This is a genomic window from Flavobacterium sp. 123, assembly GCF_003634825.1.
GTDB lineage: Bacteria > Bacteroidota > Bacteroidia > Flavobacteriales > Flavobacteriaceae > Flavobacterium.
This window is the reverse complement of sequence record NZ_RBXD01000001.1, coordinates 1,399,846-1,426,553: the sequence shown is the minus strand read 5'-3', so window position 1 is coordinate 1,426,553 and position 26,708 is coordinate 1,399,846. Positions and strand designations below refer to the sequence as shown.

Sequence of the window (26,708 nt, the reverse complement as noted above, 5' to 3'; positions counted from 1 at the left end):
TATTTTTATTTTTTTGATAAAAATAATCATTTTAAGCATCAAATGGATTTTCTTTGTACAAAGAAATTGCTATTTATTATGAACAAAATATACTATCTCGCTTCCTGCGATACTTGCCGAAAAATTATAAAATCATTACCAAAAAATCACAATCTGGTTTTTCACGATATCAAACAAGATCCTATTACCGTTTCTGAATTAGAGCAAATGCGAGATCTTTCAGGTAGTTACGAAGCACTGTTTAGCAAAAAAGCACAGTTGTATAAATCAATGGATTTGAAAAATAAATCCCTAACGGAAGACGATTTCAAAAAATACATTTTAGAACATTATACCTTCTTAAGTCGTCCGGTTTTTATCATAAACGACAAAATTTATATTGGCAACAGCCAACAAAATATGCATCAAGTAATGCTTGCTTTGGGCAATGTCTAAAAGAAATCTCGCATTAATTGCTGCTACTTTTGTCTCCATAATTTACGGAATTACTTTTACTATTGCCAAAGACGTAATGCCAAAATACATTGACGCTTATGGCTTTATACTCTTGCGTGCAGGCGGATCAATGCTTTTGTTTTGGGTGGTTTGGCTTTTTATGAAATTAAGTCATAAGACTTTTACTGAAAAAATTGCAGTTCAAGATTTCCCTAGAATAATTGCTGCAGCTTTCTTTGGAGTGGCTTTTAATATGCTTACTTTTTTTAAAGGATTGAGCTTAACTTCGCCAATAAGTGCAGCGGTAATTATGGTTTCAACACCTATGATTGTACTCGTTCTTTCTGCATTAATTATAAAAGAACGCATGCGCAAAAGAATGGTTTTTGGGCTAATTTTAGGTCTAATCGGAACCGCTTTCCTTATTCTTTACGGAAAATCAATCGGAAGCGCAACTAATGCAGGATTAGGGAATTTTTTGGTTTTGGTCAATGCTATTTCCTATGGTTTTTACCTTATTATAGTGAAAAAATTAATGGATAAATACAATGCATTTACCTTTGTAAAATGGATTTATTTATTTGGTTTCATTATGGTTTTGCCATTTGGCTGGAGCCAATTTGATGCCGTGAATTGGACTTTAGTTCCAATAGCGATTTGCTGTAAAATAGCCTTTGTAGTGGTTATCTCAACTTTCTTGACTTACTTACTAAATTTGCTTTCGATGAAAGAATTAAAACCAACCACAGTGGCTGTTTTTATTTACTTACAGCCTTTGTTTGCAACCGTTTTTGCAATAAGCTTAGGAAAAGACGAGTTGAGTTTAGTCAAAATTGGTTCGGCAGCATTAATATTTATCGGTGTGTATTTAGTAACCATGAAAAAAAATTAATCGCACCGTTTACAACTGAATTCTGAAAAAAGAGCACTGAAAACTTTTTTCTTATCTTTGGACACTTTTAGAAAATTATATGATACAATCAATGACTGGTTTTGGAAAAGCGACTTTGCAATTACCAACCAAAAAAATAACAGTAGAAGTAAAATCCCTAAATAGCAAAGGGCTGGATTTGAATGTAAGAATGCCTTCTCTGTACCGCGAAATGGAATTAGGTCTTCGCAACCAAATTGCTTTAAAATTAGAAAGAGGGAAAGTAGATTTTTCTATTTTTATCGAAAGTACTGCTGAGCAAACTTCAACTAAAGTAAATGTGCCAATTGTAAAAGGATATATGGAACAATTGAGAAATGTTTATGCTGATGCTGATGAAACGGAACTAATGAAAATGGCTATTCGTATGCCGGATACTATGAAAATTGAACGTGATGAAATTGATGAAAATGACTGGATTCAAATTCAAACCGTTATAGAAGAAGCGGTTCAAAACATCTTGAACTTTCGTAAAGACGAAGGAGAATCTCTTGAGAAAGAATTTCAATTGAGAATTAGCAATATTCGTCAATACATGACCGAAGCTTTAGAACTTGATCCAGAGCGTGTTCAAGCTATTAAAGATCGTTTACAAACTGCTATAGCTGAACTTAAAGTAAATGTTGACGAGAACCGTTTTGAACAAGAATTGATTTATTATCTAGAAAAATTAGATATTACGGAAGAGAAAGTTCGCTTGACGAATCACTTGGATTATTTTCTAGAAACTATAAAAGGAAACGAAGCTAACGGAAGAAAATTAGGTTTCATTACTCAAGAAATGGGACGTGAAATCAACACAATGGGTTCTAAATCGAATCATGCACAGATGCAAAAATTAGTCGTTCAAATGAAAGACGAATTGGAAAAAATCAAGGAACAAGTCCTTAATGTATTGTAGATTGTAGGCTCTGAATAAAAAACAAAATGAGTAAAAAAGGAAAATTAATAGTTTTTTCGGCACCATCAGGTTCAGGAAAAACAACCATAGTTAGACATTTATTAGGAAAAGAAGACTTGAATTTAGAGTTTTCAATTTCGGCAGCTACGCGTGAAGCTCGTGGTGAAGAAGTAAACGGAAAAGATTATTATTTCATGTCGCTTTCCGACTTTAAAAGTCATATCAAAAACGAAGATTTCGTAGAATGGGAAGAAGTGTATCGCGATAATTTCTATGGGACTTTAAAAAGTGAAGTAGAACGCATTTGGGCCAAGGGTAAAAATGTGATTTTTGATATTGATGTTGCTGGTGGACTTAGAATTAAACATAAATTCCCAGAAGAAACTTTGGCTGTTTTTGTGAAACCACCAAGTGTTGACGAATTAAAAAGAAGACTGAAAGAACGCTCTACCGAAAGTGAAGATAAAATCAATATGCGTATTGCCAAAGCTTCTGTAGAACTAGCAACGGCGCCTCAATTTGATGTAATTATCAAAAACTACGATTTAGAAATTGCTCTTGAAGAAGCCTATCAATTAGTAAAGAATTTTGTAAAAGATTAAAAAATGAAAGATTCTTCCATTTATGTAATCTTTAAATAATTTAATTTTTAAATCGTTAAATTTAATCTATGAAAATAGGTCTTTATTTCGGAACATTCAACCCCATACATATTGGCCATCTCATCATTGCCAATCATATGGCAGAATATGCCGGTTTAGACCAAGTCTGGATGGTTGTTACTCCGCACAATCCTTTGAAGAAAAAAAGCACTTTGCTCGATGATTACCACCGTTTGCAAATGGTTCATCTCGCTACTGAAGATTTCCCTAAAATAAGACCTTCGGATATTGAATTCAAATTATCGCAGCCTAATTATACTGTAAATACCTTAGTTCATCTTCAGGAAAAATTTCCTGATTATGATTTTTCTTTGATTATGGGCGAAGATAATTTGAGGTCGCTTCACAAATGGAAAAACTACGAAGCAATTCTGGCACATCATGAAATTTATGTATATCCAAGGCTCGAAGCCAAAGGCAAAACAGACGAAACAATTTCAGCAGAAACAGAAAATATATTGTTTAAAGACCATCCAAAAATTCATATGATTGATGCTCCTGTAGTCGAAATATCTTCTACTTTTATTCGGTCAAACATCAAAAAAGGAAAGAACGTACAACCTTTACTTCCTCTTAAAGTTTGGGAATTTATCGATCATAATAATTTTTACAAAAAGTAATTTTTTTAGAATTATTAACATTGGTTTATCGATGCACCAAGATGTGAATGCATAACTTTGCTAAAAAATCACATCATGCTTAACTTTGAATTATACAATCCTACAAAATTAGTTTTTGGAAAAGGACAAATAGAAAAATTAGCCACACTTGTTCCAGCTAATGCAAAAATCCTTCTGGCTTATGGAGGCGGAAGTATTTTTAAAAATGGCGTTCATGAGCAAGTTCGCAAAAGTTTAGAAGGTTTTGAAATAATCGAATTTGGAGGAATTGAAGCGAATCCACACTTTGAAACTTTAATGAAAGCGGTGGAAATTATTCGCGAACAAAAAATCGATTTCATACTTGCTGTTGGTGGCGGAAGCGTTATTGACGGAGTGAAATTTATCTCGGCAGCAGTACCTTTTGAAGAAAATCCAGTAGACATACTCAAAAAAAGAATCCTTTTTAAAGAAGGCGCTAAAGTAATTCCTTTTGGAACCGTTTTGACTTTGCCTGCAACAGGAAGCGAAATGAATTCAGGTGCAGTAATTACCATTGAAGCAACTCAGGAGAAACTAGATTTTGGTGGTTCAGCTATGTTTCCAAAATTCTCTATTTGCGACCCCACCGTCATCACTTCTTTGCCTAAAAGACAACTGCAAAATGGTGTTATTGATGCTTATGTTCATGTTCTTGAGCAATATTTAACCTATCCACATGATGGTTATCTTCAAGATCGTATTGCCGAAAGTATTTTACAAACCTTGATTCAAGTAGGTCCTCAAGTGGTTGAAAATCCTACTGATTATACCTTGGCTTCAAATTTTATGTGGAGTTGTACAATGGCTTTAAATGGGTTAATCCAAAAAGGAGTTCCTTCGGATTGGGCAACGCACATGATTGGGCATGAATTAACTGCTTTGTATGAAATTGATCATGCACGAACTTTGGCAATCATTGGTCCAAACCTATACAAAGTCATGTTTGAAACCAAAAAAGCAAAATTAGCACAATACGGAAAACGCATTTTTAATTTGGCTGGAACTGAGGATGAAATAGCTAATGAAGCAATCAACAAAACCCTTGAATTTTATCATACAATGGGAATGATAACGGAATTGTCTAAATGCACAGAAGACTTTGCAAAAACAGCTGATTTTATAGTAAAAAGATTTGAGGAAAGAGGCTGGAAAGCTTTGGGTGAAAAACAAAATATAACCTTAGATAAAGTAAAATCAATTGTCGAAAAAAGCTATTAGTAAATTTCAACTGAATAAATAAAAAAAGGCGTTCTTATAAAATAATTTAGGAACGCCTTTTCAAAATACTAAAACAAAACTAACTAATTCAACCTGCATTTTTTCTTAAAAACTTAATTTATAATAGGTTATAACGTTAAACCAAAGCTTTTATTGTATAGAAAAATGAAAAAATGAAAATAGTTCGCTGTTTTACCCCAATCTCAATTGTAAACCCTCGTGAATAAAGGCTTTTCCACAATTAATTTTATTTGCATTATTACTGAATTTTTAAGTACTTTTGATTAAATTTAATAATAAAATGGCCGAAAATTTAAAATTTGCAGTAATTGGTGGCGGAAGTTGGGCTACAGCTATAGCAAAAATGTTATGTGTAAATCTTCCTGAGATATCATGGTATATGCGTAATGAAGCTGCTGTTGAACATATTAAAAATTACAAACACAATCCAAATTATCTTAGCTCAGTAGAATTTGACACTAATAAACTCAGACTCACTAATGATATAAACGAAGCAATAGCTTGTGCAGATTATGTCATCTTTGCTATTCCTTCTGCTTTTTTGGATGCCGAATTAGAAAAATTAACTGTTCCCTTAAAAGACAAAATTATATTTTCAGCAATCAAAGGAATTGTCCCAGAAACGAGTTTAATTGTTGGGGAACATTTTCATTTTAAATATGATATTCCATACGACAATATTGGTGTGATTACTGGTCCTTGCCATGCTGAAGAAGTTGCTTTAGAACGCTTATCCTACCTAACAATTGCTTGTGGAGATCCTGAAAAAGCGGCTGTTGTAGCAAAACAATTATCAAGTAATTATATCAAAACGAAAATTACGGATGATATTATTGGTACTGAATACGCAGCAATGCTAAAAAATATTTATGCAATTGCAGCTGGAATGGCTCACGGACTAGGTTATGGCGATAACTTTCAGGCTGTGCTTATGAGTAATGGTATTCGGGAGATGAAAAAATTCATCCGAAAAGTCCATAAAATGAAACGTAATATCAATGATTCGGCTTATTTAGGCGATTTATTAGTAACAGGATATTCCGTGTTTTCAAGAAACAGAATGTTTGGCAACATGATTGGTAAAGGGTATACCGTAAAATCAGCCATGATGGAAATGAGTATGGTAGCTGAAGGCTATTATGCAACCAAAAGCGCTTATAAATTAAATCAAGATTATGGTGCTAAAACACCTATTATTGATGCTGTTTACAGCATTCTATACGAAGGGAAAAATGCTAAAACTGTTTTCAAAAAACTAACCGATCAGCTGGATTAGATTCTAAATAGTTAAAAAAACAGTATGAGCGAAAGATGGAAATACCAAATTAAAAACGGTGGAACTTGGGGTGTATTTATGACCGTTTTTATGATTTTGTTTGATATAAAACAAGTGCCCTTTGCGGAACAAATATCAAAACCCGAGTTTTATTTTCGTGCGCTAGCTTATATTGCTATAGGAATTTTTGTTTTGGGGTATTTCACCTGGAAGTCCAAAAATAAAAAAGAAAATACTAAATAGATTACGTTACAATAACCCCGTCTACAAATAAAATAGGTACTTCTTCAACATTATTTTCGTTGATGGAATCTGCCTTAAAAATGAATTTCTTGTCGTACAACGTATCTCCGATGAAGAAAGTGACCATGAATTCATTATTTAATGCCAAAACACTTTTTTCAATCATTTCGATTTTCACTACTGAAACAGCGGGAACTTCAACAAAAGCATGACGCAAAAGAGATGTTTTTTTCATTTCGCCATCAATTGTTCCAAAAGCTTTTGAAACCACCATTACTCCATCTAGCTTAAAATCACTGTCGTTTACTAGATAAGCGTACCAAACTTTTTCCATGAAATCATCGCTCCATTCCTGAACGGCTGCAAGGAATACGTTTTTTACTTCGGGGATGACAATATCTTTTTTCATAAGTTAGTCGTAATATCAAAAATCTTAAAGTCTTAAAGTCGAGCGAAAATCTAAAACAGGTATTTCTTTCGACTTTAAGACTTTATAACTTTTGACTATATTATTGATTTGAATTGCTCTAAGAAACGAACATCATTTTCGTAAAACATACGAATATCTCCAATTTGATATAGCAACATTGCGATACGTTCTACTCCCATTCCGAACGCGAAACCATTGAATTCTTCTGGGTTGATACCGCAGTTTTTCAATACATTAGGATCTACCATTCCGCATCCACCTATTTCTAACCAACCCGTTCCTTTGGTAATACGGTAATCGGTTTCGGTTTTCAATCCCCAATAAATGTCAATTTCGGCACTTGGTTCTGTAAATGGAAAATAAGAGGGACGCAAACGGATTTTTGATTTCCCGAACATTTCTTTCGTAAAATACAATAGTGTTTGTTTCAAATCAGCAAAAGAAACATCTTTGTCAACATACAATCCTTCCACTTGATGAAAGATACAATGTGAGCGAGATGAAACGGCTTCATTACGGAAAACACGTCCTGGAGAAATGGTTCTGATGGGCGGTTTGTTGTTTTCCATATAACGCACTTGCACGGATGAGGTGTGTGTACGCAATAAAATATCAGGATTTGTCTGAATAAAAAAAGTATCTTGCATATCACGTGCCGGATGGTATTCTGGCAGGTTTAATGCAGTGAAATTATGCCAATCGTCCTCAATTTCTGGACCTTCAGAAACATTGAAACCAATGTTTGAAAAGATATCTATAATTTGGTTTTTAACCAATGAAATTGGATGACGCGAACCTATGGTTATTGGCTCTGAAGACCGTGTCAAATCACCATAAAATCCTTTACTTTCTTCTTTACTTTCTAAAGCTTCTTGTATTGATTTTACTTTATCTTCAGCTGAAGTTTTAAGCAAATTGATTACTTGACCAAATTCTTTTTTTTGCTCGTTTGGAACATTTTTAAATTCAGCAAAAAGCTCTTTTAAAAGTCCTTTGCTACCTAGAAATTTAATTCTAAATGCTTCTAGTTCTGTAGCGTTTTGAGTAGTGAAACTTTGTGCTTCGCCAATATATTCTTTTATCTTATCTATCATTTTCATCCAATAATTGAGAGTGCAAAATTACAAAATTTGTTTCAAGTTTAGGGTTTAAAGTTTAAAGTTTCCGTGCTCTATTGTGAGATTATTTTGTTTAGAGAAAGAACCGCTTTTTAAATCCTAATCTATAAGTTCTCTTTCCAGGAAATAATTCACGATGGCTTCTTTCATCAAAACCGATTGTTCTCCTGCCTTTAAAGGCGGTAATTCCTCTTTTACTTTATAATGTGGCCAGCCTTCTTCGTCAAAAAATTCGAATTCATAGAATCCGTATGGCTCAAGCAATCTACAAATGGCGATGTGCATTAAGTTCAATTTTTCGTCTTTTTTATATTCGCGATGCACTTTTCCTAATTCCTGAACGCCAATTAAATAAATGATGGCATCTAAATCTAAATCTTCTCCTTGCGAAAATTGATTGGAAAGTATATTTACAAGCTGTTCCCAGCGTTCTTTTAGTTGTGTGTCTCTAGACATATTTATTTTTTTGATTGCGATTTAAAACCGAAATAATTTTAGCAAAGATAAGAACTTGAAAATTGGCAATTGATACCGAACAATTCTTTTATATTTGCACTTTTATTTTTAAATTAATTAGTATGAGTTTTTTGGATATTGTTTTAGGAGGATTATTAGGATACGCTATTTATAAAGGAATCAGAAACGGACTTTTTGTTGAATTAGCTTCCTTAGTTTCACTATTAGCAGGAATTTATTTTGCCGTGAAATTTTCGTCTTTTATGAAAGGCATTTTATCTGGATTTTTACATTGGAATCCTTATACTATCCAAGTAATTGCTTTTATACTAACTTTTGTAGTTGTAGTTGTTGGTATTTCATTTTTAGGAAAATTTCTAACCAAAATAGCTGATTTTGCTTATCTAGGATTGCCAAATAAACTTGGCGGTGGTTTTTTCCGAATGCTAAAAACCGTTTTGGTTTTAGGTATTGTTTTTAATGTTTTTGGAAAAATAAATTACAACCATTTTTTAGCTAAAAAAGAAACACTAGATAAATCGATATTTTATAATCCTATCCAAAAAACAGCTGGTTTTCTTTTTCCTTCGATAGAAAAATGGTACGATAACATAAAGAAAAAATAAATTATTTAACTTCTTTAATAGTATTGCTTTCAATCCAACCGTCCGTTCCATCTGTCAATTGAATTTTTTTCCATTTTGTTAACGATTGTTGCACATAAACTTTAGTTCCTTCGTGAAGGATAAAAATAGCCGAAGCTGCCTTTTGAGGTTCTGCTTTTACTTCTGCCATTTCAGCAAAAACAATGGCTGGTCTTTCGTTTTCATAATGGCTTTTTTCAAAAACAGCTGACGAAATACTTATTGAAATCAACGAGATTAAAACAAACATTCCGAAGAAAAAAATTCTTTTTAAGAGTGCTAAATGCGAAAAATAATATCCTATAAAAAACAACAAAAATACCATAGATAACACAACCGCAATCCACGCCCAAGTATTGTAATGGTATATAGCGGTGAAATCTCTAAGGAGTTTTGCAAAACCTACTTTTTGGACTTCTTTAACCTCATCAATAGTTAATTTTTGAGCAAACTTCAAGTTGTTTATTGTCTCTTTATCGTTTGGTTCAAGCACTAAAGCTTTTTCGTAATTATAAATGGATGGCGCTACTTTATTAAGTTTATAATAGCAATTTCCTAAATTGAAATACAATTCAGCCGAATGTTTATTGGTTTTCAAAACGCTTTCATACGATTGAATTGCTTGCTTATAATCTCCTTTTTGATACCATTTATTCCCTTCTTCAAAGCCCGTTTGAGCAAAGAATACCTGAGTGATTAATACTACTAAATAAACTATGTTTTTCATTTTGTTTTAATGATCAATTGCTTTGCTCATTCGCTTAGCGTGTGTCAATTTTATAATTTATATCTGTTTCTCTAATTCAGAGATAATCAATACCGCTTTGTCAAAATCCTGCTGAATAGAGGTGCTTGATGCTGGTGCGTATCTGGCAAATTCACAGTTTTCAGTTAATGCAATAAAATCATTTACTGCTGCTGGATTTGCGTTTCTAGACAACAAGAGTTCTTGAATATTATCTTTACTCATTTCTGAGGTTTCAATATGTAATTTAGCCTTCAAGAAGTTATGCATTGCTTTTTCTAAAGCCACATAAAACGGTTCTTTGTTGTTGATTTGTTTTTTGGCTTCTGACAAATATTTTTTAGCCAATTTATTGTTCATTCTAATTCTGTTTCCAGTAACATCGCTATCAAAAGATTCTTTTTTCTTTTTGAACACCACGATTAAAGGCAGCATTAAGAATGGAAAAAGCAGTAATCCATAAAACAAATTAGAACCTAAAAAATCGTCTTTTTGCATTGCCAAAAGCGTACTTTTCAACTTTATATATTTGAATTGTTCTGTTGGCAAAATTTTATTTTTAGCTCCACTTGCCACAACATTTGTGGTGTCAGCTGCCGAAGGTCCATCAAGTACATTGATCATTATTTCAGGAGAACTAATTGTTTTGTATGTTCCTGAACCCAAATCAAAATACGAAAACTGCATCGGTTTAACTGGATATTTCCCTTTGTATTGTGGGATAATCGTATAACTATCCGATATTTTTCCAGTCATTCCAGACAATCCAGTATTAACTTGTTCATTATGCACCGGATCATACATTTCCAAGGCATTTGGAACTACTGGTTTTGGCAAATTAAACAATTTCATATTCCCTTTTCCCGTCACACTAACAACTAGATCTAAACTTTCACCGTTTTTCAAATTAGTTTTAGTCGGAGTTACTTTGAAATCAAAATTCCCTACTGCACCCGAAAAATCTGCTGGTTTCCCAGCCTCTGGAAGTGCTTTAACTGCTATTGTTTTAGTTCCTGCCGAGACTCTTTTGTTTCCTTCAGTTACTACAACCCTACCAAAAACATCTCTTCGGTTTGTTGGCAATTGAACATCAATATCTAACGCCAAAGGTTCAATAGATAATTTACCTGATTTTTGAGGATATAAAACCGTTTTTCTTAATACTACATAACGGTATTTTTGCCCCCTAAACATTCCTTCTTCCGCAACTAATTGCTTAATATCTATGTTCTGACTCCAAAAATCATTGTATTTTGGTTTATTGAGCTCTCTCCAATTTGTAATTCCAATGTTGTAACTAAAATACAATTTATAAACTACCGTTATCGGTTCGTTGATGTATGGATTCGTCTTTGAAATATCAGCAACCAGATAAATATTATCATCCGCAGATATTTGAGGCGCATTAGGATCGTTCGGGTCATATGGCTGCTGAATTGCCGCAGTAACATTGATTTTTATTGGTGCTGTTTTATAAATTTGTCCATTAAATTCAATTGCTGCCGATCTAATAACCAAAGTTCCTTTTTGGTTTGGCAACAAAAAATAAGAATAAATTTTTTCAAAAGAACTTTTCCCATTTATCCATGATTGACTCACTTGCTGACTTGGTCCTGCAATAATTCTGAACCCTTCAAAAGAAGGCTGTACAAAATTATCTCCATCAACATTCATAACAAAATCAATACGCAATCTCTCGTTTAGTCCAAGCGTAGTTTTGCTTACTTTCGCCTCAAATTGTACTTGAGCCCAAAGTCCCTGAAAACTTAATAGTAATAGGATTAAATATCTTTTCATTACCTGTTTTAATCTGTTTTTTATTGTTTTACCATTTGAAATTATCTTGTATAAATTTCAAATTCTATTACCAGTCTTTCTCTGTTCTGGCTGGTTTCCCTTTCATTTTTTGTGCATTTACTTTATTCTGCACTTTCTTTTCTTCATTGTTTACGGCGTCTAATAAATTTTGTAATCGATCTTGAGAAATTCCTCCAGGATTTGGTTTTGGCTTCCCATCTTGATTTGATTTATCATCGTTCTTACCATTTTTATCCGACTTATCTTTATCTCCTTTATCGTCGTTTTTATCTTTGTCTTTGTCGCCTTTATCTTTATTCTTGTCTTTATCGCCGTCTTTCTTGTCGTCCTTTTTATCTTTATTCTTATCCTTGTTTTTATCTTTATTTTTATCGTCTTTAGGCGGATTTTCTTTTAGCATTTTTTTAGCCAAAGCATAATTATACCTTGTTTCTTCATCTGTTGGATCATTACGCAAAGCATCTTTATAAGCTTCTACAGCTTGTGTATAATCTTTCTCGTTCATAAAAACATTTCCCAAATTATGCAAGGCTTTATGTTTTTGAGATCTTGATTTTATATTTTTCAATGCTTTTGCGTAAGCGAACTTTGACTCTGAAAATTGATTTTGTCTGTAAATAGCGTTACCTAGATTATAAGGAGCTACCGTTCTGTTTGGAAACTTTGACTGTGAAATTCTATAATTAGCTTCGGCATCGGCATAGTTTTTTGAGCTAAAATCCTCATTAGCTTTTGGCAATGAAGCATCTTTTTCTTGAGCCGAAATGGCTAAAGAAACGGCTAATAAAACATATAGAAATAATTTTTTCATTATAATTTTTTAATTTATATCCCCAGAAGATTTCAATCCTCCAGGAAATAACTATTCTTTATCGTTAAATAAATTCAACTTTCGAACCCATTTTGTTTTTCTTTCCAAAAGGAAAACATCTAACACTAATAATATAAAAGCAATGCCTAAAAACCATTGAAATTGGGATTGAAAATCGGCCATTTGCGTTGCTTCAAATTCTGTTTTCTCAATATTATTCAATGCATTTTTTACATACTCAACAACATCTTTAGTATTTGTACCTTTTACATATCCCCCTTTTGTAGCTTTTGCAATTGCGATCAGACTCTCTTGATTCCGTTTCGTAATAACAATTTCATTATTACTATCTCTTTTGAAACCTTGAACAACTCCATTCTGTTTCAACGGAATCATTCCTCCTTTTTCAGTTCCAACTCCAATAGTGATAATTTTAATTCCTAACTTATTAGCTTCTTCAGCGGCGGCTTCTGCACCTTCTGAATGATCTTCTCCATCAGAAATCATAATCAATAACTTACTCGTTTTTTTATCGTCAAAATACGTTGCTGAAAGCTTGATTGCTTCGTCTAATGATGTTCCCACTGACGAAACCATATCCGTATTCATACTTTGCAAAAACATTTTAGCAACGCTATAATCCGTTGTAATAGGCAAAACCGGAAAGGAATTTCCAGCATAAGCAACAATTCCTATTCTGTCACTTCCTAATTGATTTATGATTTGAGAAACAATTTGTTTGCTCTTCTCTAAACGATTTGGCGCGACATCTTCGGCAAGCATACTTTTAGAAACGTCAATGGCAAAAACGATATCAATTCCTTCTCGTTTTACAGTTTCCATTTTAGTTCCAATTTTTGGATTTACTAATCCTAAAATCAATCCTGTCAATGCCAAAAGCAATACTCCTAATTTCAAAATTGGTTTAAAAAAAGAGCTTTCTGGGCTTAGTTTTTTAACCAAATCTAAATCTCCAAATTCACGTTGTTTTTTTCTTTTCCAATATAAATTGTATAGAAAAAACAACACTACAATGGGTAGTATAAACAGCAGGTATAAATATTTTTTTTCGTCTAATTCCATTCTCTAAAAAAGTAATAAGCCATTAGCCAATAGCCAATAGCAATGTTTTTATATAAAGCTTTTGTAAACTGTATTTCGCAATCCAATTTCTAATAACACCAAAAAACCTGCAAACCAAACAAAAGGCCTGAATTTTTCGTCATAATCATAGAACTTCAATTCTTGAATTTCTGTAGTTTCTAGTTTATTTATTGCCGCATAGATTTCAGCTAATTTATCATTACTAGTTGCGCGGAAATATTTCCCGTCTGTTTTTCTAGCGATACTTTTCATCAATTGTTCATCAATTTCAACCTTCATCATCTGAAACAAAAATTGTCCGTTTGGCGCAACTGCATAAGGAAACATAGCCATTCCGTTCGTTCCAATTCCGATTGTATAGACTTTAATTCCGTATTGTTTAGCAATATCTGAAGCCGTTTCAGGCTCAATAAAACCAGCATTATTTACACCATCGGTTAATAAAATAATCACTTTGCTTTTTGCTTTACTATCTTTCAAACGGTTAACCGCCGTAGCTAATCCCATTCCTATTCCGGTTCCATCTTGCAAAACATTGTCATATTTTATGCTTTTTATAGCTTCTGATATGATTGCTTTATCACTTGTAACCGGTGTTTTTGTATAAGCTTCGGATGCATATACGACAAGTCCTATTCTGTCATTTGGTCTTTGGTCAACAAAATCAGCCGCAACTCTTTTAAGCGCTTCCATTCTATTGGGTTTCAAATCCTTGGCTAACATACTTCCAGAAACATCAATTGCCATTACAATATCAATTCCTTTGGTGGTTTTTGTTTTGTTACTGATATCAACTGTTCTAGGTCTTGCCATAGCCACAATAAGGGAGCTTAACGCCAATAATCGAAGCACTCCCAGGAAAGGTTTTAGTCTTACTAACAAGGTATTTGAACCTTTGAATCCTTCAACAGAACTAATTTTTAAGGTCGCGGATTGGTGATTCCTTTTTAAAAATAACCAGACCACAACGACTGGAATCAAAAGAAACAACCAAAAAAATTCTGGATTTAAAAACGTTATTTTTTCCATTATTTACCTGCTTGTTTTAATTCAACCGAATTCAAAATTCGATCTGCTATTTCGTTTCCATATTTATCTCCTTCTGCATGCAAAATCATTATTTGCTGTAAGCCTTGCTCTTGCTTGAAATATAAAATCTCATAATATGCTTTTTGGCTTGATTTGCTTATTGGATCTAAAATATCCATTGTTCCATACCCTTTAATTCCTTCAACTCCACCTTCTGTTTGAAAATCTTCTTGTTTTACAATGATGTTTTGTCCTCCTTGAGATTCAATCAATTTCAAACTTCCTTCTAGAGCTTTAGATAAATCTAATTCTACTGGGTTTTTAAATTTGTTAGTCGAAACAACAATATAAAAATTGTCTACCATGCTACCATATTGAAAAAGTTGCATTTCTTTAATCAAAGCCATAGTTTGTTTAGGCAATGTTTTTTGAGCATCCATTCGTTTAAGCACTTTCGGTGTTTCAATTAAAATACCTGGGTTTCCATATTCACTTTTTACCCATTCTCCTTCTAATAATTCTTTTGTAGGATGACCGATAATGTTATCTTTTAAATAATCAAAACCCTTCGTAATTATAAAAAATGTCGTGGTTGCAACCAATAAAAACAAAAATAAAGACAGTGCTATAACAATGCGTTTTTGTCTTTGTTTCTTTAATTGAATTCGGATTTGATTTTGTCTTTGTACTTCGTTTAATAAAACATCTTCTTCTACAGGAACTTCTACAGGGATGGATTTATCCAAAGTCAGAATTGCCTTTTGAATTTTATTTCTATCCTCGGTAATTTCAAAATCTAATGGTTTTGACTTAGCAAATTTCACTAAATCGGCTTGTTTTAAAACACGTTCTAGATTTTCAATTGTTTCTTGCGAAAGTGTCATTTTCTTTTTGACCGAAGCTGCGCGAAGTCCTAAAATAAGTTCCGAAGTAGTACTTTCCATTGCTGGGATTTCAATAGCTTCTTCAATATAATTTCTCGCAATATCTGTCAATTCACTATAATATGCTTTGATTTCTCCTTTTTGCCAAAGCTCCTTTTTTTCTAAGTTATTAAGCAAACTCGTTGCTTTTTCTATAGGCGTTTTGAAAATTTCTTCCTCAATTTTCTTCTTTTGATGCTTCTTAATGTATATATAAACTAAGGCAACAATGCCTAAGATTATTACTAATGCCAAAAGGTATTTCCACCAATTCCCAGTGGTGTTTTCTACAGGAACTATATCCTTAATATCATACATTTTTTGCTGTAGCGTATCCACTTTTACATTGGCCACATCAACCAAAAGAGAATCTGATAAAAAAGGTTTCTTATTAATTAAAATTTTGATGCTTGGAATAGTGTATCTACCAGAATCAAATTGGGTTAATCCATATTTTTTGATTAGCTCATAGCGATCATTTTTCTTGACAGTATCAATTGGATAAGACCTAATTACTTCAAGCGCTCCTATGTTTTTAAGTTTCGGAAAAACTACCTTAGCCGAAGTATCAACCGTAGTTTTCAATGTTAATTTGAACTCGGCACCAATTTTATTTTTAATCGTATCAATACTTGTCACTACTTGTTTTTGTTGTGCAAAAACAGCTGAAGAAAATAGCAGAACTAGTAGGTAAAATTTAATTTTCATTTAATTATTATTTAAACCGGGCAGGTTTGTCTTATCTAGATTTAAAATAGCCTAATAATTTTGTCACATAACTTTCGTCAACTCTTGTGTTTACGACTCCCGAACCTGATTTACTGAACGTTTCTTTGAAATAATTCACTTTATCATGATAGTATTTCTCATAATTCATTCGGACAGATTTTGAACTCGTATCAACCAATTGAATTTCACCAGACTCCGCGTCAAGCATAGAGACCATTCCTAAATTTGGCATTTTTTCTTCCCGAATATCATACACTCGAATGCCTGTGATATCATGCTTTTTAGAAGCAATTTTTAGGGTTTGCTCATAATCTTGCGACATGAAATCCGAAATAACAAAAACAATAGCTTTCTTTTTCTGGGTTCCAGACAAAAATTTTAAAGCTTGTGCAAGATCTGTTTTATGGCTCTTAGGTTCAAATTCTATAAGTTCTCGAATGATGCGCAATACATGAGATCTTCCTTTTTTTGGGGGAATATAAAGTTCAATCTCATCAGAAAATAAAATCAATCCTATTTTATCATTATTTTGCGTAGCAGAAAAAGCCATGGTAGCAGCAATTTCTGTAACAATATCTTTTTTGAATTGGTTTTTTGAACCAAAACTTTCTGAACCAGAAATATCAACCATCAACATCATGGTCAATTCACGTTCTTCTTCAAAAACCTTAACATGTGCTTCGTTGTAACGAGCCGTCACATTCCAATCAATCGCACGAATATCATCTCCATATTGGTACTGACGCACTTCACTGAATGTCATCCCACGTCCTTTAAACGAAGTGTGATATTCTCCCGAAAAGATATGATCACTCAATCTTCGGGTTTTGATTTCTATTTTTCGTACCTTTTTTAAAAGCTCTTTTGTATCCATTTTTATAGTAATTAGTGAGAAGTGAGTGGTGAGTAGCAACCCAAAAAAGGCTAATTACTATTCACTTTTTACTATTCACTTTTACGGTACTTCAATCTCGTTTACGATTTTATTTATAATGTCTACCGAAGTGATGTTTTCTGCTTCCGCTTCATAAGTCACTCCAATTCTATGACGTAAAACATCATGAACAACAGCACGTACATCCTCAGGAATTACATAACCACGACGTTTAATAAAAGCATAGCATTTAGCCGCATTAGCTAAATTAATACTTCCACGTGGCGATGCTCCAAAACTAATTAATGGTTTCAAATCCGCTAATTTATATTTCTCTGGAAAACGGGTTGCAAAAATAATATCAAGAATATATTTCTCTATTTTTTCATCCATGTAAACTTCACGAACCGCTTCTTGCGCACGCAAAATTTGGTCTACCGAAACTACTTGGTTTACTTTATCATAACTTCCTTTTAGGTTTTGACGAATAACCAATCGCTCTTCATCCATTTTTGGATAATCAATAACGGTTTTCAACATAAAACGGTCAACTTGTGCTTCAGGAAGTTGGTAGGTTCCTTCTTGCTCGATTGGGTTTTGAGTTGCTAAAACTAAAAAAGGTCTGTCTAATTTAAATGTAGTATCGCCAATAGTTACTTGTTTTTCCTGCATGGCTTCTAACAATGCTGATTGAACTTTTGCAGGCGCACGATTGATCTCATCTGCAAGAACGAAATTGGCAAAAATAGGCCCTTTCTTAATCGAAAATTCGTTCTGTTTAATATTGTAAATCATCGTACCAACTACATCCGCAGGCAATAAATCTGGAGTAAACTGAATTCTACTAAAAGAACCATGAACTGCTTGTGACAACGTATTAATTGCTAATGTTTTAGCTAATCCAGGAACACCTTCTAATAAAATATGCCCTTGTCCCAAAAGCCCAATTAACAAACGCTCTACCATGTGTTTTTGACCCACAATAACTTTGTTCATTTCCATTGTAAGAAGGTCTATAAAAGCACTTTCTCTCTCTATTTTTTCATTAATCGCTCTAATGTCTAAAGTCGTTGTATTTTCTTCCATATTAATATTTTTAAAACCTAAGTATTTAATGCCTTGCTTTTGGTAGTGCAAATTGAATTTTTTTTTAGAAGAAAGATGTTAAAAAATGGTTAAAACTTCGGGGAAATCCCTAATTTTAAGGACGAATTATGATAGAATTTACCTATTTTTAAGAACTTTGAAAAATAGACTTTGAAATAGACAAAATACCAATTTGAATAAAATATAAAAACCATGAGTAAAACAACTTTATCTCCTATTATTGCTGGGGCTATGAATTGGGGTATTTGGGATAAAAATCTCAGTACTAAAGAAATAATAAACATGATTCATCTTTGTTTGGAAAACAAAATCACAACATTTGACCATGCTGATATTTACGGTTCCTATACAACTGAATCTGATTTTGGAAAAGCGCTAACCGGAAGCAAAATTGACAGAAATAAAATGCAGTTAATTTCTAAGTGCGGCATCCAAATGGTAACGGAAAATAGAAGTAACAAAATCAAACATTATGATTATTCAAAAGAGTACATCATTTGGTCTGTTGAAAATTCATTAAAAAACTTACAGACGGATTATTTAGATGTTCTCTTATTACACAGACCAAGCCCATTAATGCAGGCGGATGAAATTGCAGAAGCAGTGCTGAAACTAAAATCAGAAGGGAAAATTATTGATTTTGGACTTTCTAATTTCACGGCTTCTCAAACAGCATTGATTAGCCAGAAAACAGAAGTAAGTTATAATCAAATTTCTTTTTCGGCTACAAATTATGAGCCGATGCTTGATGGAAGTCTAGATTATATGCAGGTTCACAACATACGTCCAATGTCATGGAATCCTTTGGGAAGTGTTTTTAGAGAAGACAATCAGCAAACAAGACGTTTGAAAAAGCTATTGGCGACTTTGGTTTCAAAATATGAATTGGGTTCTGATACACTTTTACTTTCTTGGATTTTGCAACATCCAGCAAAAATAATTCCTATTGCAGGAACTGTAAATGTTGCCCGAATCCAATCTTTGATGAAAGCAACCGAATTAAAATTAGACAAAGAAGATTGGTTTGCCATTTGGACCGAAAGTATGGGGAATGATGTTCCTTAATTATTAAATAAATTGCATAAAAAAACAGCTATTACTAGCTGTTTTTTTATGCAATTATAATTTTCTCTATAAAGCAATGTTACCCATATCAGTTATAACTCCATTGACTACTACAACTCCGTCAACTGTTTTTACAGTTTTACCCGAAGCTACATCTGGTGTTAAAGTAACCGTATATGTTCCTGCAGGAACTCCATTTAATTGGAACAAACCTTGTTCATTTGCATAGGCTGAAACTGTAGTTGTTCCAACTTGAACAGACGCTAAAACTTGAAACCCAACTAAATTTGGACTTATCTCACCTTTAATAACTCCTGAAGTAGCATTTGTTGTTACTCTAATTACTGGATGCAAATTATAAATTCCTGAACCACCAGCCTGAACCACAACAGAATGTTCAACATCAAAATCTAACAAAAATTCATAAGTAGCACCTTCTAAAAGTGTTTGATTAACTTGTAATTTCAATCCAGATTGTTGTGCACTAGGTGTATTCAAAGGATAGGTAACCCCATCTTTAACTACGGTATTTCTATCCCCTAAAACTAATCTGATTTGTCCTAAATCACCAGAAGGCACATTATTATCCGCTAACATTACATTTACACCGCCTGTTAAATCAAGTAAATTATATATTCCAGGTGTAACATTTCCTATACTTATCCAGCCTTGATCATCCGCATTAGAATTACTTTTAATCATTACATCTAACACATCCACGTTTACCTCATCATAATCACCAGGCGCATCAGTCATTCTAACAGAAATTCTCGACGTTTGAGATCCATCTCCATTATCACTGCAACTTGCAAAAAACAAACCTAAGAATGCTATTACAAAAAACGCTGCTAAATAAAATTTTACTTTTTTCATACCTTGTTATTTTTTAAATTAGTAATTTCATAACGAAAAATAAGACTTGCTTAGTGCCTTTAAAAAGTAATTTAACATATCAATTAACAAAAAAACAAATCTTATTATCCCTTTGTAATAATTTGCAATTTTTATACCAAACGACACTTTCAGTATGTTAAATTTTATTTGAAAAAATGTTCAAAAAAGAAAATCTCAGAGAAATAAATCATGAATAAAACAGCCCTAATTACTGGCGCAACTAGCGGAATTGGCAAAGCAACTGCAATCCTATTAGCTAAAAACGGTTATAAAATTATCATTTGCGGAAGACGAGAAGAACGATTACTTCAACTTAAAAAAGAGCTTTCGGAATGCACCGAAGTTCACACCTTAGTATTTGATGTTCGAGACAAAAAAGCCGTCTTTGAAACTATCAATTCTTTACCCGAAGCTTTTTCAAAAATTGACATTTTAATTAATAATGCGGGGAATGCCCATGGTTTAGATTCCATCCAAAATGGAGATTTAGACGATTGGGATGCCATGATTGATATCAATGTAAAAGGACTTTTATACGTATCGAAAGCCATAATCCCTAAAATGATTGAACAAAAATCTGGACATATTATTAATATTGGTTCCATCGCTGGCAAAGAAGTATATCCAAACGGCAATGTATATTGTGCTTCAAAACATGCCGTTGATGCACTAAACAATAGCATGCGAATGGACTTAAATCCTTACGGAATAAGAGTTGGTGCAATTCATCCAGGAATGGTTGAAACTGAATTTAGTGAAGTGCGTTTCAAAGGTGATTCAGAAAGAGCCTCAACAGTTTACAGTGGTCTAGATGCTTTACAAGCAGAAGATATTGCTGATATTATTCATTTTGTAGTGTCAAGAGCTTATCATGTAAACATTGCCGATTTAATTGTGTACCCAACAGCGCAAGCCTCTGCTACAATTGTAAATCGTGTTAAAAGCTAGTTATTCATAAAACCTTGAAACCAATCTAATGATTAACAAACGCCTTCTTATAAAAAACCTTCTCGCGCACAATGACGAGAGTAGTTTTTATGACAAAAAGCGTCAGTTGAACTTGCATTCAAGGGAAGGAAAAGCTAAATTTTTAAAACACATTTGTGCCTTATCAAACTCTAATCCCACCAATAATTCCTACATAGTTGTGGGTGTTGAAGATTATGATAATGAAATTGTAGGGGATGATTTTTTTGACGATAGTCGCATTCAAAATTTAGTAAACGCATTTCTTGAAAATCCGCCTAAAATCCAATACGAAAATGTCCCTTTCCCAAATTTACCAAAGGACAAAGTAATAGGGCTTGTTACGATTAAACCAAAAAGCAAAACTTCTTTCTTCAAAAAAGGAATTCACACTATTCCAGCAAACAGCATTTTTATAAGGCGAGGCAGCAATACCATGCCAGTTGAAGGAGAAATTGAAAAAAATTATCAAAACACTGAAACGGTTATTGGTATTGAAAATAATTCGCGCAACAGCATTCAATATACCCTTGATAACGTAATTGATTTTTTGAATTTTAGGCATAAAAACATGGAGCCTAAATATAAAGTCTTCAAGGAATTGTTTGTAATATGTTGGGCAGGAATTTCTAAAAAATCTCGTGACAAAACCTATTTATCAAGAGTCGATATTGAGTTGATAAATGAACAAATTAAGCTTTTTTATTCCGCACAAGACGTGGTAGAAATTACGTATGATGAAGACACTTTTACCATAATTGAATACGTCCCTTTAGGATTAAATGACAAAACCAGCTATTATCCTCTGGAACAGCAAACCATTCATTTTCATGATAATGGTTATTATAAAATTGAAAGGCAAATACTGTTTCAACCACCTGAATTCAATAAAAAATTACTGTTTCACATTTACAATTCAAATATAATTTTACTCAGCAAACTTCAAAAAGGAATTGTGCTATCTGACCGAGAGTATAAAGATTTAGAAAATCTACCTTCTACTTTTATGATTTGTTACTTAAACGGTTTTGAAGATGCTAAACAAAAACTGATTGATGCCAAACTCCTTTTGAAACCTTTTACACAAGTATATCTTTCGTTTAAAGAAGCGTTACGGATTTTGAGAAAAATGAAGTATGATGTACAATAATCATGTTAACCAAATAAAATTGCATTCAGCAAATTACATATCCAATCAATTAGTAAAAACAACAATGTCAAAACTGCACTCATGATAAATTGCTTTAAAGTTTGTATAAAATTATTCTAAAAAAACACAGGAAACAATCACCAAAAACCATGATTTTTCTGATAAAATTAATTGAGCTTGATTCATAAAAAAGAAATAATCACATCTAGCAAATAGTCTAATCCTTCGGGATATTATTTATGAAACACACTTAACAATCAGAACTTCAAAAAAATATAAAAACAGAACTACTTTTCACTTATTTTTGTGTGAAAACAAATTGATACTAACCAAATGAGAACATTCGTCATAGGCGACATACATGGAGGATTAAGAGCCATACACCAAATTATGGAACGCGCAAAAGTCACTACAGAAGATATCTTAATTTTTCTAGGCGATTATGTAGATGGCTGGAGTCAATCTCCTCAGGTTATCGATTATTTAATAGCATTGAATTCTACAAATAATTGTCACTTTATCAGAGGAAATCACGATGAATTATTACTTCATTGGCTTAACGACAACAAGGATAATGTTTTATGGTACAAACATGGAGGTGAAGCAACTGTTTTAGCATATGAAACGGTTAGTTTAGAAATAAAACAAAGACATATTGAATTTCTTCAATCACTTAAAGACCATTATTTAGACGATAAAAACCGTTTGTTTATTCATGCTGGTTTTACCAATATGAACGGCATCGATTTTGAATATTTTCCAAAACTTTTCTATTGGGACCGAACATTATGGGAAACCGCTTTAGCATTGGACAAAACCATGAAACGAAATCATCCAATGTATCCCAAAAGACTTACCTTATATGATGAAGTATATATAGGTCATACTCCCGTTACTAGAATTGGTGAAACCAAGCCTGTTGTTATGGCTAATGTTTGGAATGTAGATACTGGAGCTGCCTTTAAAGGACCGCTTACAATTATGGATGTTGACACGAAAGAATTTTGGCAAAGTGAACCTTTAGATTTTTTATATCCAAATGAAAAAGGTAGGAATTAGCGTATAATTTTATTAGTTTTGCGGGATAAATTTTAACCCCCAAGATTATGAAAAAAATTATTACACTATCGCTATTATTCGCCTTCAGTTTAACACATGCCCAAGTAGCTTTTAAAGGAAAAGGAGATGTCAAATTTGATGTTGGAGCAAACATTCAAAATGGAGGATCTGGAATTCGTCTTTCATCGGATTTTGGCCTTGGCGAAAACATGTCATATGGATTTGTAGCTTCTTATTTATTAACTGTTAATTCCGATGCTTTAAACAACAAACCAGAATTTGGTGATCGATTCGATGCAAAAGTAAGGTTCAATGCTAATTTAGGCAATGTATTTAAACTAGATGAAAAAATGGATATTTATCCAGGACTTGATTTAGGATTGCGAAATTTCGGAGCGCATCTTGGCTTTCGTTATTTCTTCACAGAAGGTTTTGGCATCTTTACCGAAGCTGGTGTGCCAATAGCAAAATACGATAATAACATTACTGGTTTTGATCATTTAAACAACCAGTTTGTGTTCAATATTGGTGCTTCATTTAACTTATAAAAGTACTTGAACAATACTCTTTTTTATTTAGAATTATTTCTTGAATTACAAATCAAATTTTATTCCTTGTGCCAATGGCAAGCTAGTCGTATAATTTATAGTATTGGTTTGACGACGCATGTATATTTTCCAAGCATCAGAACCTGATTCCCGTCCACCGCCAGTTTCTTTTTCTCCTCCAAAAGCTCCTCCAATTTCCGCTCCAGATGTTCCAATATTTACATTGGCAATTCCACAATCTGAACCCGTAACCGATAAAAACAATTCCGCTTCACGCAAATTATTAGTCATAATTGCAGAAGATAATCCTTGAGCAACTCCGTTTTGAAGTTCGATTGCATTTGTGACTTCGCCAGAATATTTTATTAAATATAAAACAGGTGCAAAAGTTTCATGTTGTACAATTTCGAAAGAGTTTTTTGCTTCAGCAATTGCTGGTTTTACATAGCAACCACTTTCATATCCTTCACCAGAAAGTACGCCGCCTTCCACCAGGATTTTTCCTCCTTCGGCAACTACTTTTGTTAATGCGTGCGCATACATTTCAACCGCATGAGTGTCTATTAGCGGACCAACATGATTGTTTTCGTCTAATGGATTTCCTATTCGCAATTGTTTGTATGCAGCTACCACAGCATCTTTAACTTTATCATAAATACTTTCATGAATAATTAAACGACGTGTTGAGGTGCAGCGCTGTCCAGCAGTTCCTACTGCGCCAAAAACAGCCCCAATTACAGTCATCTTAATATCAGCATCTGGCGTTACAATTATCGCATTGTTTCCCCCTAATTCTAATAATGATTTACCCAAACGACCCGCAACAGCTTGTGCTACAATTTTCCCCATTCGGGTAGAACCAGTTGCTGAAACCAAAGGAATACGTCTATCAGCAGTCATTAATTCGCCTATTTTGTAATCTCCATTAATCAAACAAGAAATCCCTTCTGGAAGATTGTTTTCCTTAATAACTTGGGCAATTATATTTTGACAAGCAATCCCGCAAAGTGGTGTTTTTTCGGACGGCTTCCAAACGCAAACATCGCCACATATCCAAGCTAAAGCGGTGTTCCAAGACCAAACTGCCACAGGAAAATTAAATGCCGAAATAATTCCGACAACTCCCATTGAATGGTATTGTTCGTACATGCGGTGTCCTGGACGTTCTGAATGCATAGTTAATCCATGTAATTGTCTGGAAAGACCAACCGCAAAATCACAGATATCAATCATTTCCTGAACTTCACCATAGCCTTCTTGCAATGATTTACCCATTTCATAAGAAACTAATTTACCTAAAACTTCTTTATTTTTACGTAATTTATCTCCAAACTGACGCACAATTTCTCCACGTTGTGGTGCCGGCATTAGTCTAAATGTTTTGAAAGCTTCGGTTGCAGTTTGCATAACTTTTTCATAATCAGCCGCACTTGAAACTTTTACTGATGCAATTAATTTTCCATCAACTGGCGAATAACTTTCTAGAATTTCTCCTGATGAAAAATTATTTATTCCAGTTGAAGTCCCTTCATTTATAGCTTTTACACCTAATTGTTCTAAAGCTTCTTTCATCCCAAATTGATTTGCAATTGTTACCATTCTAACTTTTTTATTAAAAATTGTTATATTATTTTACAAATATATTGTTTTAGCGTGAAATACTAAACATTGTATCCTATATTTTACAAATGGATATAATTGTTTTCTAAAACAGAAACACTCCAAATTTACTTTAATTATAGAACAATTCTTTAAGGAAAGATGCTATTCATTCTTAGTTTTTTCTTTAATCAAATAAATATAAACGGGAAAATGATCACTAAAGCCAACTTCGGTTGCAGAATGCCGCAGCGGATACCCCTTATATTGCCCGCTGGTTTGTATTAAAAAGGATTTGTTATAGATTCCAGCTTTCCAATACCGGAAAGAAGAAAAATCATTTTTGAGTAAGGTTTCTGAAACCATTATTTGGTCAAAAATATCCCAAGCATCTCGATGTGCAATACTTCCTTGCCCTTTTTTTGCCATTTCATCAAACGGATTATAAATTCCAAAAGGCTTCACATCCGCTTTTGATGATTTTGCACCTAATGCAAACTTTACGCTTTTGTTATAAGGCCCATCATTCAAATCCCCCATAGTAATAACTTTTGCATTAGGATTTATATGTTGCAAAGAGTCAATTATCTTTAAGTTTAAAGCACCCGCAGCTTCTCTAAATGGGCTGGATTTTTTTTCTCCTCCTGATCGTGAAGGCCAATGATTGACAATAATATTTATTTCTTCACCATCTAAAAAACCCGTTACTAAAAGCTGATCGCGTGTATAAACACGATGATTTTTAGTACTCGTTTGTAAAATATCATCTGTTTTTTCGTCTGATTCAACTTTTGAATTCTCTTTGATTTTGGTTTCTTTTTTATAAACATATAATGGAACGTTTACATAGCTAGTGGGCTTAAAATGCTTTTTTCTATACAATAAAGCCACATCAATTCCGCGTTTGTCAGGCGAATCAAAATGTATAATTCCATAATCAGCCCGTACCATTTTAGGCTGTTTGATTAAATTCTCCAAAACATTTCTGTTTTCGATTTCACAACCGCCAATAAAAGTTGGTGATTCTATATTTTCAGCAGAACCTATTTCTGATAAAACGCGTGACAAATTTTGAAGTTTGATTTGGTATTTTGAAGAAGTCCAGTGCTGTGCTCCTTTTGGAGTCCATTCATCATCATTCGTATTGGGATCATTTATAGTATCAAAAAAATTCTCGAAATTGTAAAATGCTACCGTATGTATTCTATAGTTCTTTTGTTGTGCATTTAATTTTGGCATTAGAAACAAGATTGTCAAAAGCGAAATTATTCTCATAAATTTAAATTATTTATATAATAAAAATACTACATT

At 33.1% G+C, this 26,708-nt stretch carries 28 protein-coding genes; 14 read left to right on the top strand and 14 right to left on the bottom strand.

Features of this window, described 5'->3' with window-relative positions; all coding sequences use genetic code 11:
• Positions 1-78 precede the first annotated feature (78 nt).
• The 8 genes from C8C88_RS06395 to C8C88_RS06360 all read left to right on the top strand — a co-directional run bounded on the left by C8C88_RS06395 (position 79) and on the right by C8C88_RS06360 (position 6,328).
• Positions 79-435, top strand: a complete 357-nt coding sequence (locus tag C8C88_RS06395; RefSeq protein ID WP_121337314.1) for an arsenate reductase family protein — start codon at positions 79-81, stop codon at positions 433-435.
• Entirely contained in the window at positions 428-1,327 is a 900-nt protein-coding gene (locus C8C88_RS06390; protein ID WP_121337313.1) for a DMT family transporter, read from the top strand. Before C8C88_RS06395 ends, C8C88_RS06390 begins: the two co-directional genes overlap by 8 nt.
• A 79-nt stretch (positions 1,328-1,406) precedes the next feature.
• Positions 1,407-2,267, top strand: coding sequence for a YicC/YloC family endoribonuclease (locus C8C88_RS06385; protein WP_121337312.1), 861 nt, complete (start codon positions 1,407-1,409; stop codon positions 2,265-2,267).
• A gap of 26 nt (positions 2,268-2,293) precedes the next feature.
• Complete coding sequence (gmk, locus tag C8C88_RS06380; protein ID WP_121337311.1) at positions 2,294-2,869, top strand: guanylate kinase; 576 nt, start codon at positions 2,294-2,296, stop codon at positions 2,867-2,869.
• Between the two features lie 68 nt (positions 2,870-2,937).
• The gene (nadD, locus tag C8C88_RS06375; RefSeq protein WP_121337310.1) at positions 2,938-3,549 is read left to right on the top strand and encodes a nicotinate (nicotinamide) nucleotide adenylyltransferase; all 612 of its coding nucleotides are present in this window, start codon (positions 2,938-2,940) and stop codon (positions 3,547-3,549) included.
• 75 nt (positions 3,550-3,624) lie between these two features.
• Positions 3,625-4,788, top strand: a complete 1,164-nt coding sequence (locus C8C88_RS06370) for an iron-containing alcohol dehydrogenase (protein WP_121337309.1) — start codon at positions 3,625-3,627, stop codon at positions 4,786-4,788.
• Positions 4,789-5,089: 301 nt separating this feature from the next.
• Entirely contained in the window at positions 5,090-6,085 is a 996-nt protein-coding gene (locus C8C88_RS06365; RefSeq protein WP_121337308.1) for an NAD(P)H-dependent glycerol-3-phosphate dehydrogenase, read from the top strand.
• A 24-nt stretch (positions 6,086-6,109) separates the two neighbouring features.
• Positions 6,110-6,328 (top strand): hypothetical protein, encoded by a 219-nt coding sequence (locus C8C88_RS06360; protein WP_121337307.1) that lies wholly within the window; start codon positions 6,110-6,112, stop codon positions 6,326-6,328.
• 1 nt (position 6,329) lies between these two features.
• Here the strand turns inward: C8C88_RS06360 and C8C88_RS06355 are convergent, their stop codons facing one another.
• The 3 genes from C8C88_RS06355 to C8C88_RS06345 all read right to left on the bottom strand — a co-directional run bounded on the left by C8C88_RS06355 (position 6,330) and on the right by C8C88_RS06345 (position 8,332).
• Entirely contained in the window at positions 6,330-6,737 is a 408-nt protein-coding gene (locus C8C88_RS06355) for a hypothetical protein (RefSeq protein WP_121337306.1), read from the bottom strand.
• A gap of 95 nt (positions 6,738-6,832) precedes the next feature.
• Positions 6,833-7,852: a phenylalanine--tRNA ligase subunit alpha gene (gene pheS, locus C8C88_RS06350; RefSeq protein WP_121338590.1), complete on the bottom strand. Its 1,020-nt coding sequence runs from the start codon at positions 7,850-7,852 to the stop codon at positions 6,833-6,835.
• A gap of 123 nt (positions 7,853-7,975) precedes the next feature.
• Positions 7,976-8,332: a hypothetical protein gene (locus C8C88_RS06345; RefSeq protein WP_121337305.1), complete on the bottom strand. Its 357-nt coding sequence runs from the start codon at positions 8,330-8,332 to the stop codon at positions 7,976-7,978.
• A gap of 122 nt (positions 8,333-8,454) precedes the next feature.
• On the opposite strand from C8C88_RS06345, the gene C8C88_RS06340 reads away from it, so the two are divergent.
• A complete protein-coding gene (locus tag C8C88_RS06340; protein WP_121337304.1) occupies positions 8,455-8,958 on the top strand; it encodes a CvpA family protein in 504 nt (167 codons plus the stop codon).
• Between the two features lies 1 nt (position 8,959).
• On the opposite strand, the gene C8C88_RS06335 is transcribed toward C8C88_RS06340, so the two are convergent.
• The 8 genes from C8C88_RS06335 to C8C88_RS06300 all read right to left on the bottom strand — a co-directional run bounded on the left by C8C88_RS06335 (position 8,960) and on the right by C8C88_RS06300 (position 18,095).
• A complete protein-coding gene (locus C8C88_RS06335; RefSeq protein WP_121337303.1) occupies positions 8,960-9,703 on the bottom strand; it encodes a tetratricopeptide repeat protein in 744 nt (247 codons plus the stop codon).
• A gap of 57 nt (positions 9,704-9,760) precedes the next feature.
• On the bottom strand, positions 9,761-11,518 hold the full coding sequence (locus C8C88_RS06330; RefSeq protein ID WP_121337302.1) for a BatD family protein: 1,758 nt from the start codon (positions 11,516-11,518) through the stop codon (positions 9,761-9,763).
• 67 nt (positions 11,519-11,585) lie between these two features.
• A complete protein-coding gene (locus C8C88_RS06325) occupies positions 11,586-12,350 on the bottom strand; it encodes a tetratricopeptide repeat protein (RefSeq protein ID WP_121337301.1) in 765 nt (254 codons plus the stop codon).
• Between the two features lie 51 nt (positions 12,351-12,401).
• Positions 12,402-13,433 carry a VWA domain-containing protein gene (locus C8C88_RS06320; protein WP_121337300.1) on the bottom strand — a complete coding sequence of 344 codons (1,032 nt, stop codon included), beginning with the start codon at positions 13,431-13,433 and terminating at the stop codon, positions 12,402-12,404.
• A 48-nt stretch (positions 13,434-13,481) separates the two neighbouring features.
• Positions 13,482-14,483, bottom strand: coding sequence for a VWA domain-containing protein (locus tag C8C88_RS06315; RefSeq protein ID WP_121337299.1), 1,002 nt, complete (start codon positions 14,481-14,483; stop codon positions 13,482-13,484).
• Complete coding sequence (locus C8C88_RS06310) at positions 14,483-16,114, bottom strand: hypothetical protein (RefSeq protein WP_121337298.1); 1,632 nt, start codon at positions 16,112-16,114, stop codon at positions 14,483-14,485. The genes C8C88_RS06315 and C8C88_RS06310 overlap by 1 nt, the downstream gene beginning before the upstream one ends.
• Positions 16,115-16,145: 31 nt before the next feature.
• Positions 16,146-17,009 carry a DUF58 domain-containing protein gene (locus C8C88_RS06305; RefSeq protein ID WP_121337297.1) on the bottom strand — a complete coding sequence of 288 codons (864 nt, stop codon included), beginning with the start codon at positions 17,007-17,009 and terminating at the stop codon, positions 16,146-16,148.
• Positions 17,010-17,090: 81 nt separating this feature from the next.
• Positions 17,091-18,095, bottom strand: coding sequence for a MoxR family ATPase (locus C8C88_RS06300; protein ID WP_121337296.1), 1,005 nt, complete (start codon positions 18,093-18,095; stop codon positions 17,091-17,093).
• A 213-nt stretch (positions 18,096-18,308) separates the two neighbouring features.
• Between C8C88_RS06300 and C8C88_RS06295 the strand changes: the two genes are divergently transcribed.
• Positions 18,309-19,181 (top strand): aldo/keto reductase family oxidoreductase, encoded by an 873-nt coding sequence (locus C8C88_RS06295; RefSeq protein ID WP_121337295.1) that lies wholly within the window; start codon positions 18,309-18,311, stop codon positions 19,179-19,181.
• Between the two features lie 66 nt (positions 19,182-19,247).
• Here the strand turns inward: C8C88_RS06295 and C8C88_RS06290 are convergent, their stop codons facing one another.
• A complete protein-coding gene (locus C8C88_RS06290; protein WP_121337294.1) occupies positions 19,248-20,054 on the bottom strand; it encodes a DUF4382 domain-containing protein in 807 nt (268 codons plus the stop codon).
• 210 nt (positions 20,055-20,264) lie between these two features.
• On the opposite strand from C8C88_RS06290, the gene C8C88_RS06285 reads away from it, so the two are divergent.
• The 4 genes from C8C88_RS06285 (at position 20,265) to C8C88_RS06270 (ending at position 23,798) form a co-directional block, all read left to right on the top strand.
• Entirely contained in the window at positions 20,265-21,023 is a 759-nt protein-coding gene (locus C8C88_RS06285; protein ID WP_121337293.1) for an SDR family NAD(P)-dependent oxidoreductase, read from the top strand.
• Between the two features lie 28 nt (positions 21,024-21,051).
• A complete protein-coding gene (locus tag C8C88_RS06280) occupies positions 21,052-22,191 on the top strand; it encodes an ATP-binding protein (RefSeq protein ID WP_121337292.1) in 1,140 nt (379 codons plus the stop codon).
• A gap of 333 nt (positions 22,192-22,524) precedes the next feature.
• Positions 22,525-23,250: a metallophosphoesterase gene (locus tag C8C88_RS06275; RefSeq protein ID WP_121337291.1), complete on the top strand. Its 726-nt coding sequence runs from the start codon at positions 22,525-22,527 to the stop codon at positions 23,248-23,250.
• A gap of 47 nt (positions 23,251-23,297) precedes the next feature.
• Positions 23,298-23,798, top strand: a complete 501-nt coding sequence (locus tag C8C88_RS06270) for a DUF6646 family protein (protein ID WP_121337290.1) — start codon at positions 23,298-23,300, stop codon at positions 23,796-23,798.
• Between the two features lie 45 nt (positions 23,799-23,843).
• Here the strand turns inward: C8C88_RS06270 and C8C88_RS06265 are convergent, their stop codons facing one another.
• Positions 23,844-25,397, bottom strand: a complete 1,554-nt coding sequence (locus C8C88_RS06265; RefSeq protein ID WP_121337289.1) for an aldehyde dehydrogenase family protein — start codon at positions 25,395-25,397, stop codon at positions 23,844-23,846.
• Positions 25,398-25,562: 165 nt separating this feature from the next.
• Entirely contained in the window at positions 25,563-26,672 is a 1,110-nt protein-coding gene (locus C8C88_RS06260; protein ID WP_121337288.1) for an endonuclease/exonuclease/phosphatase family protein, read from the bottom strand.
• Between the last annotated feature and the right edge of the window lie 36 nt (positions 26,673-26,708).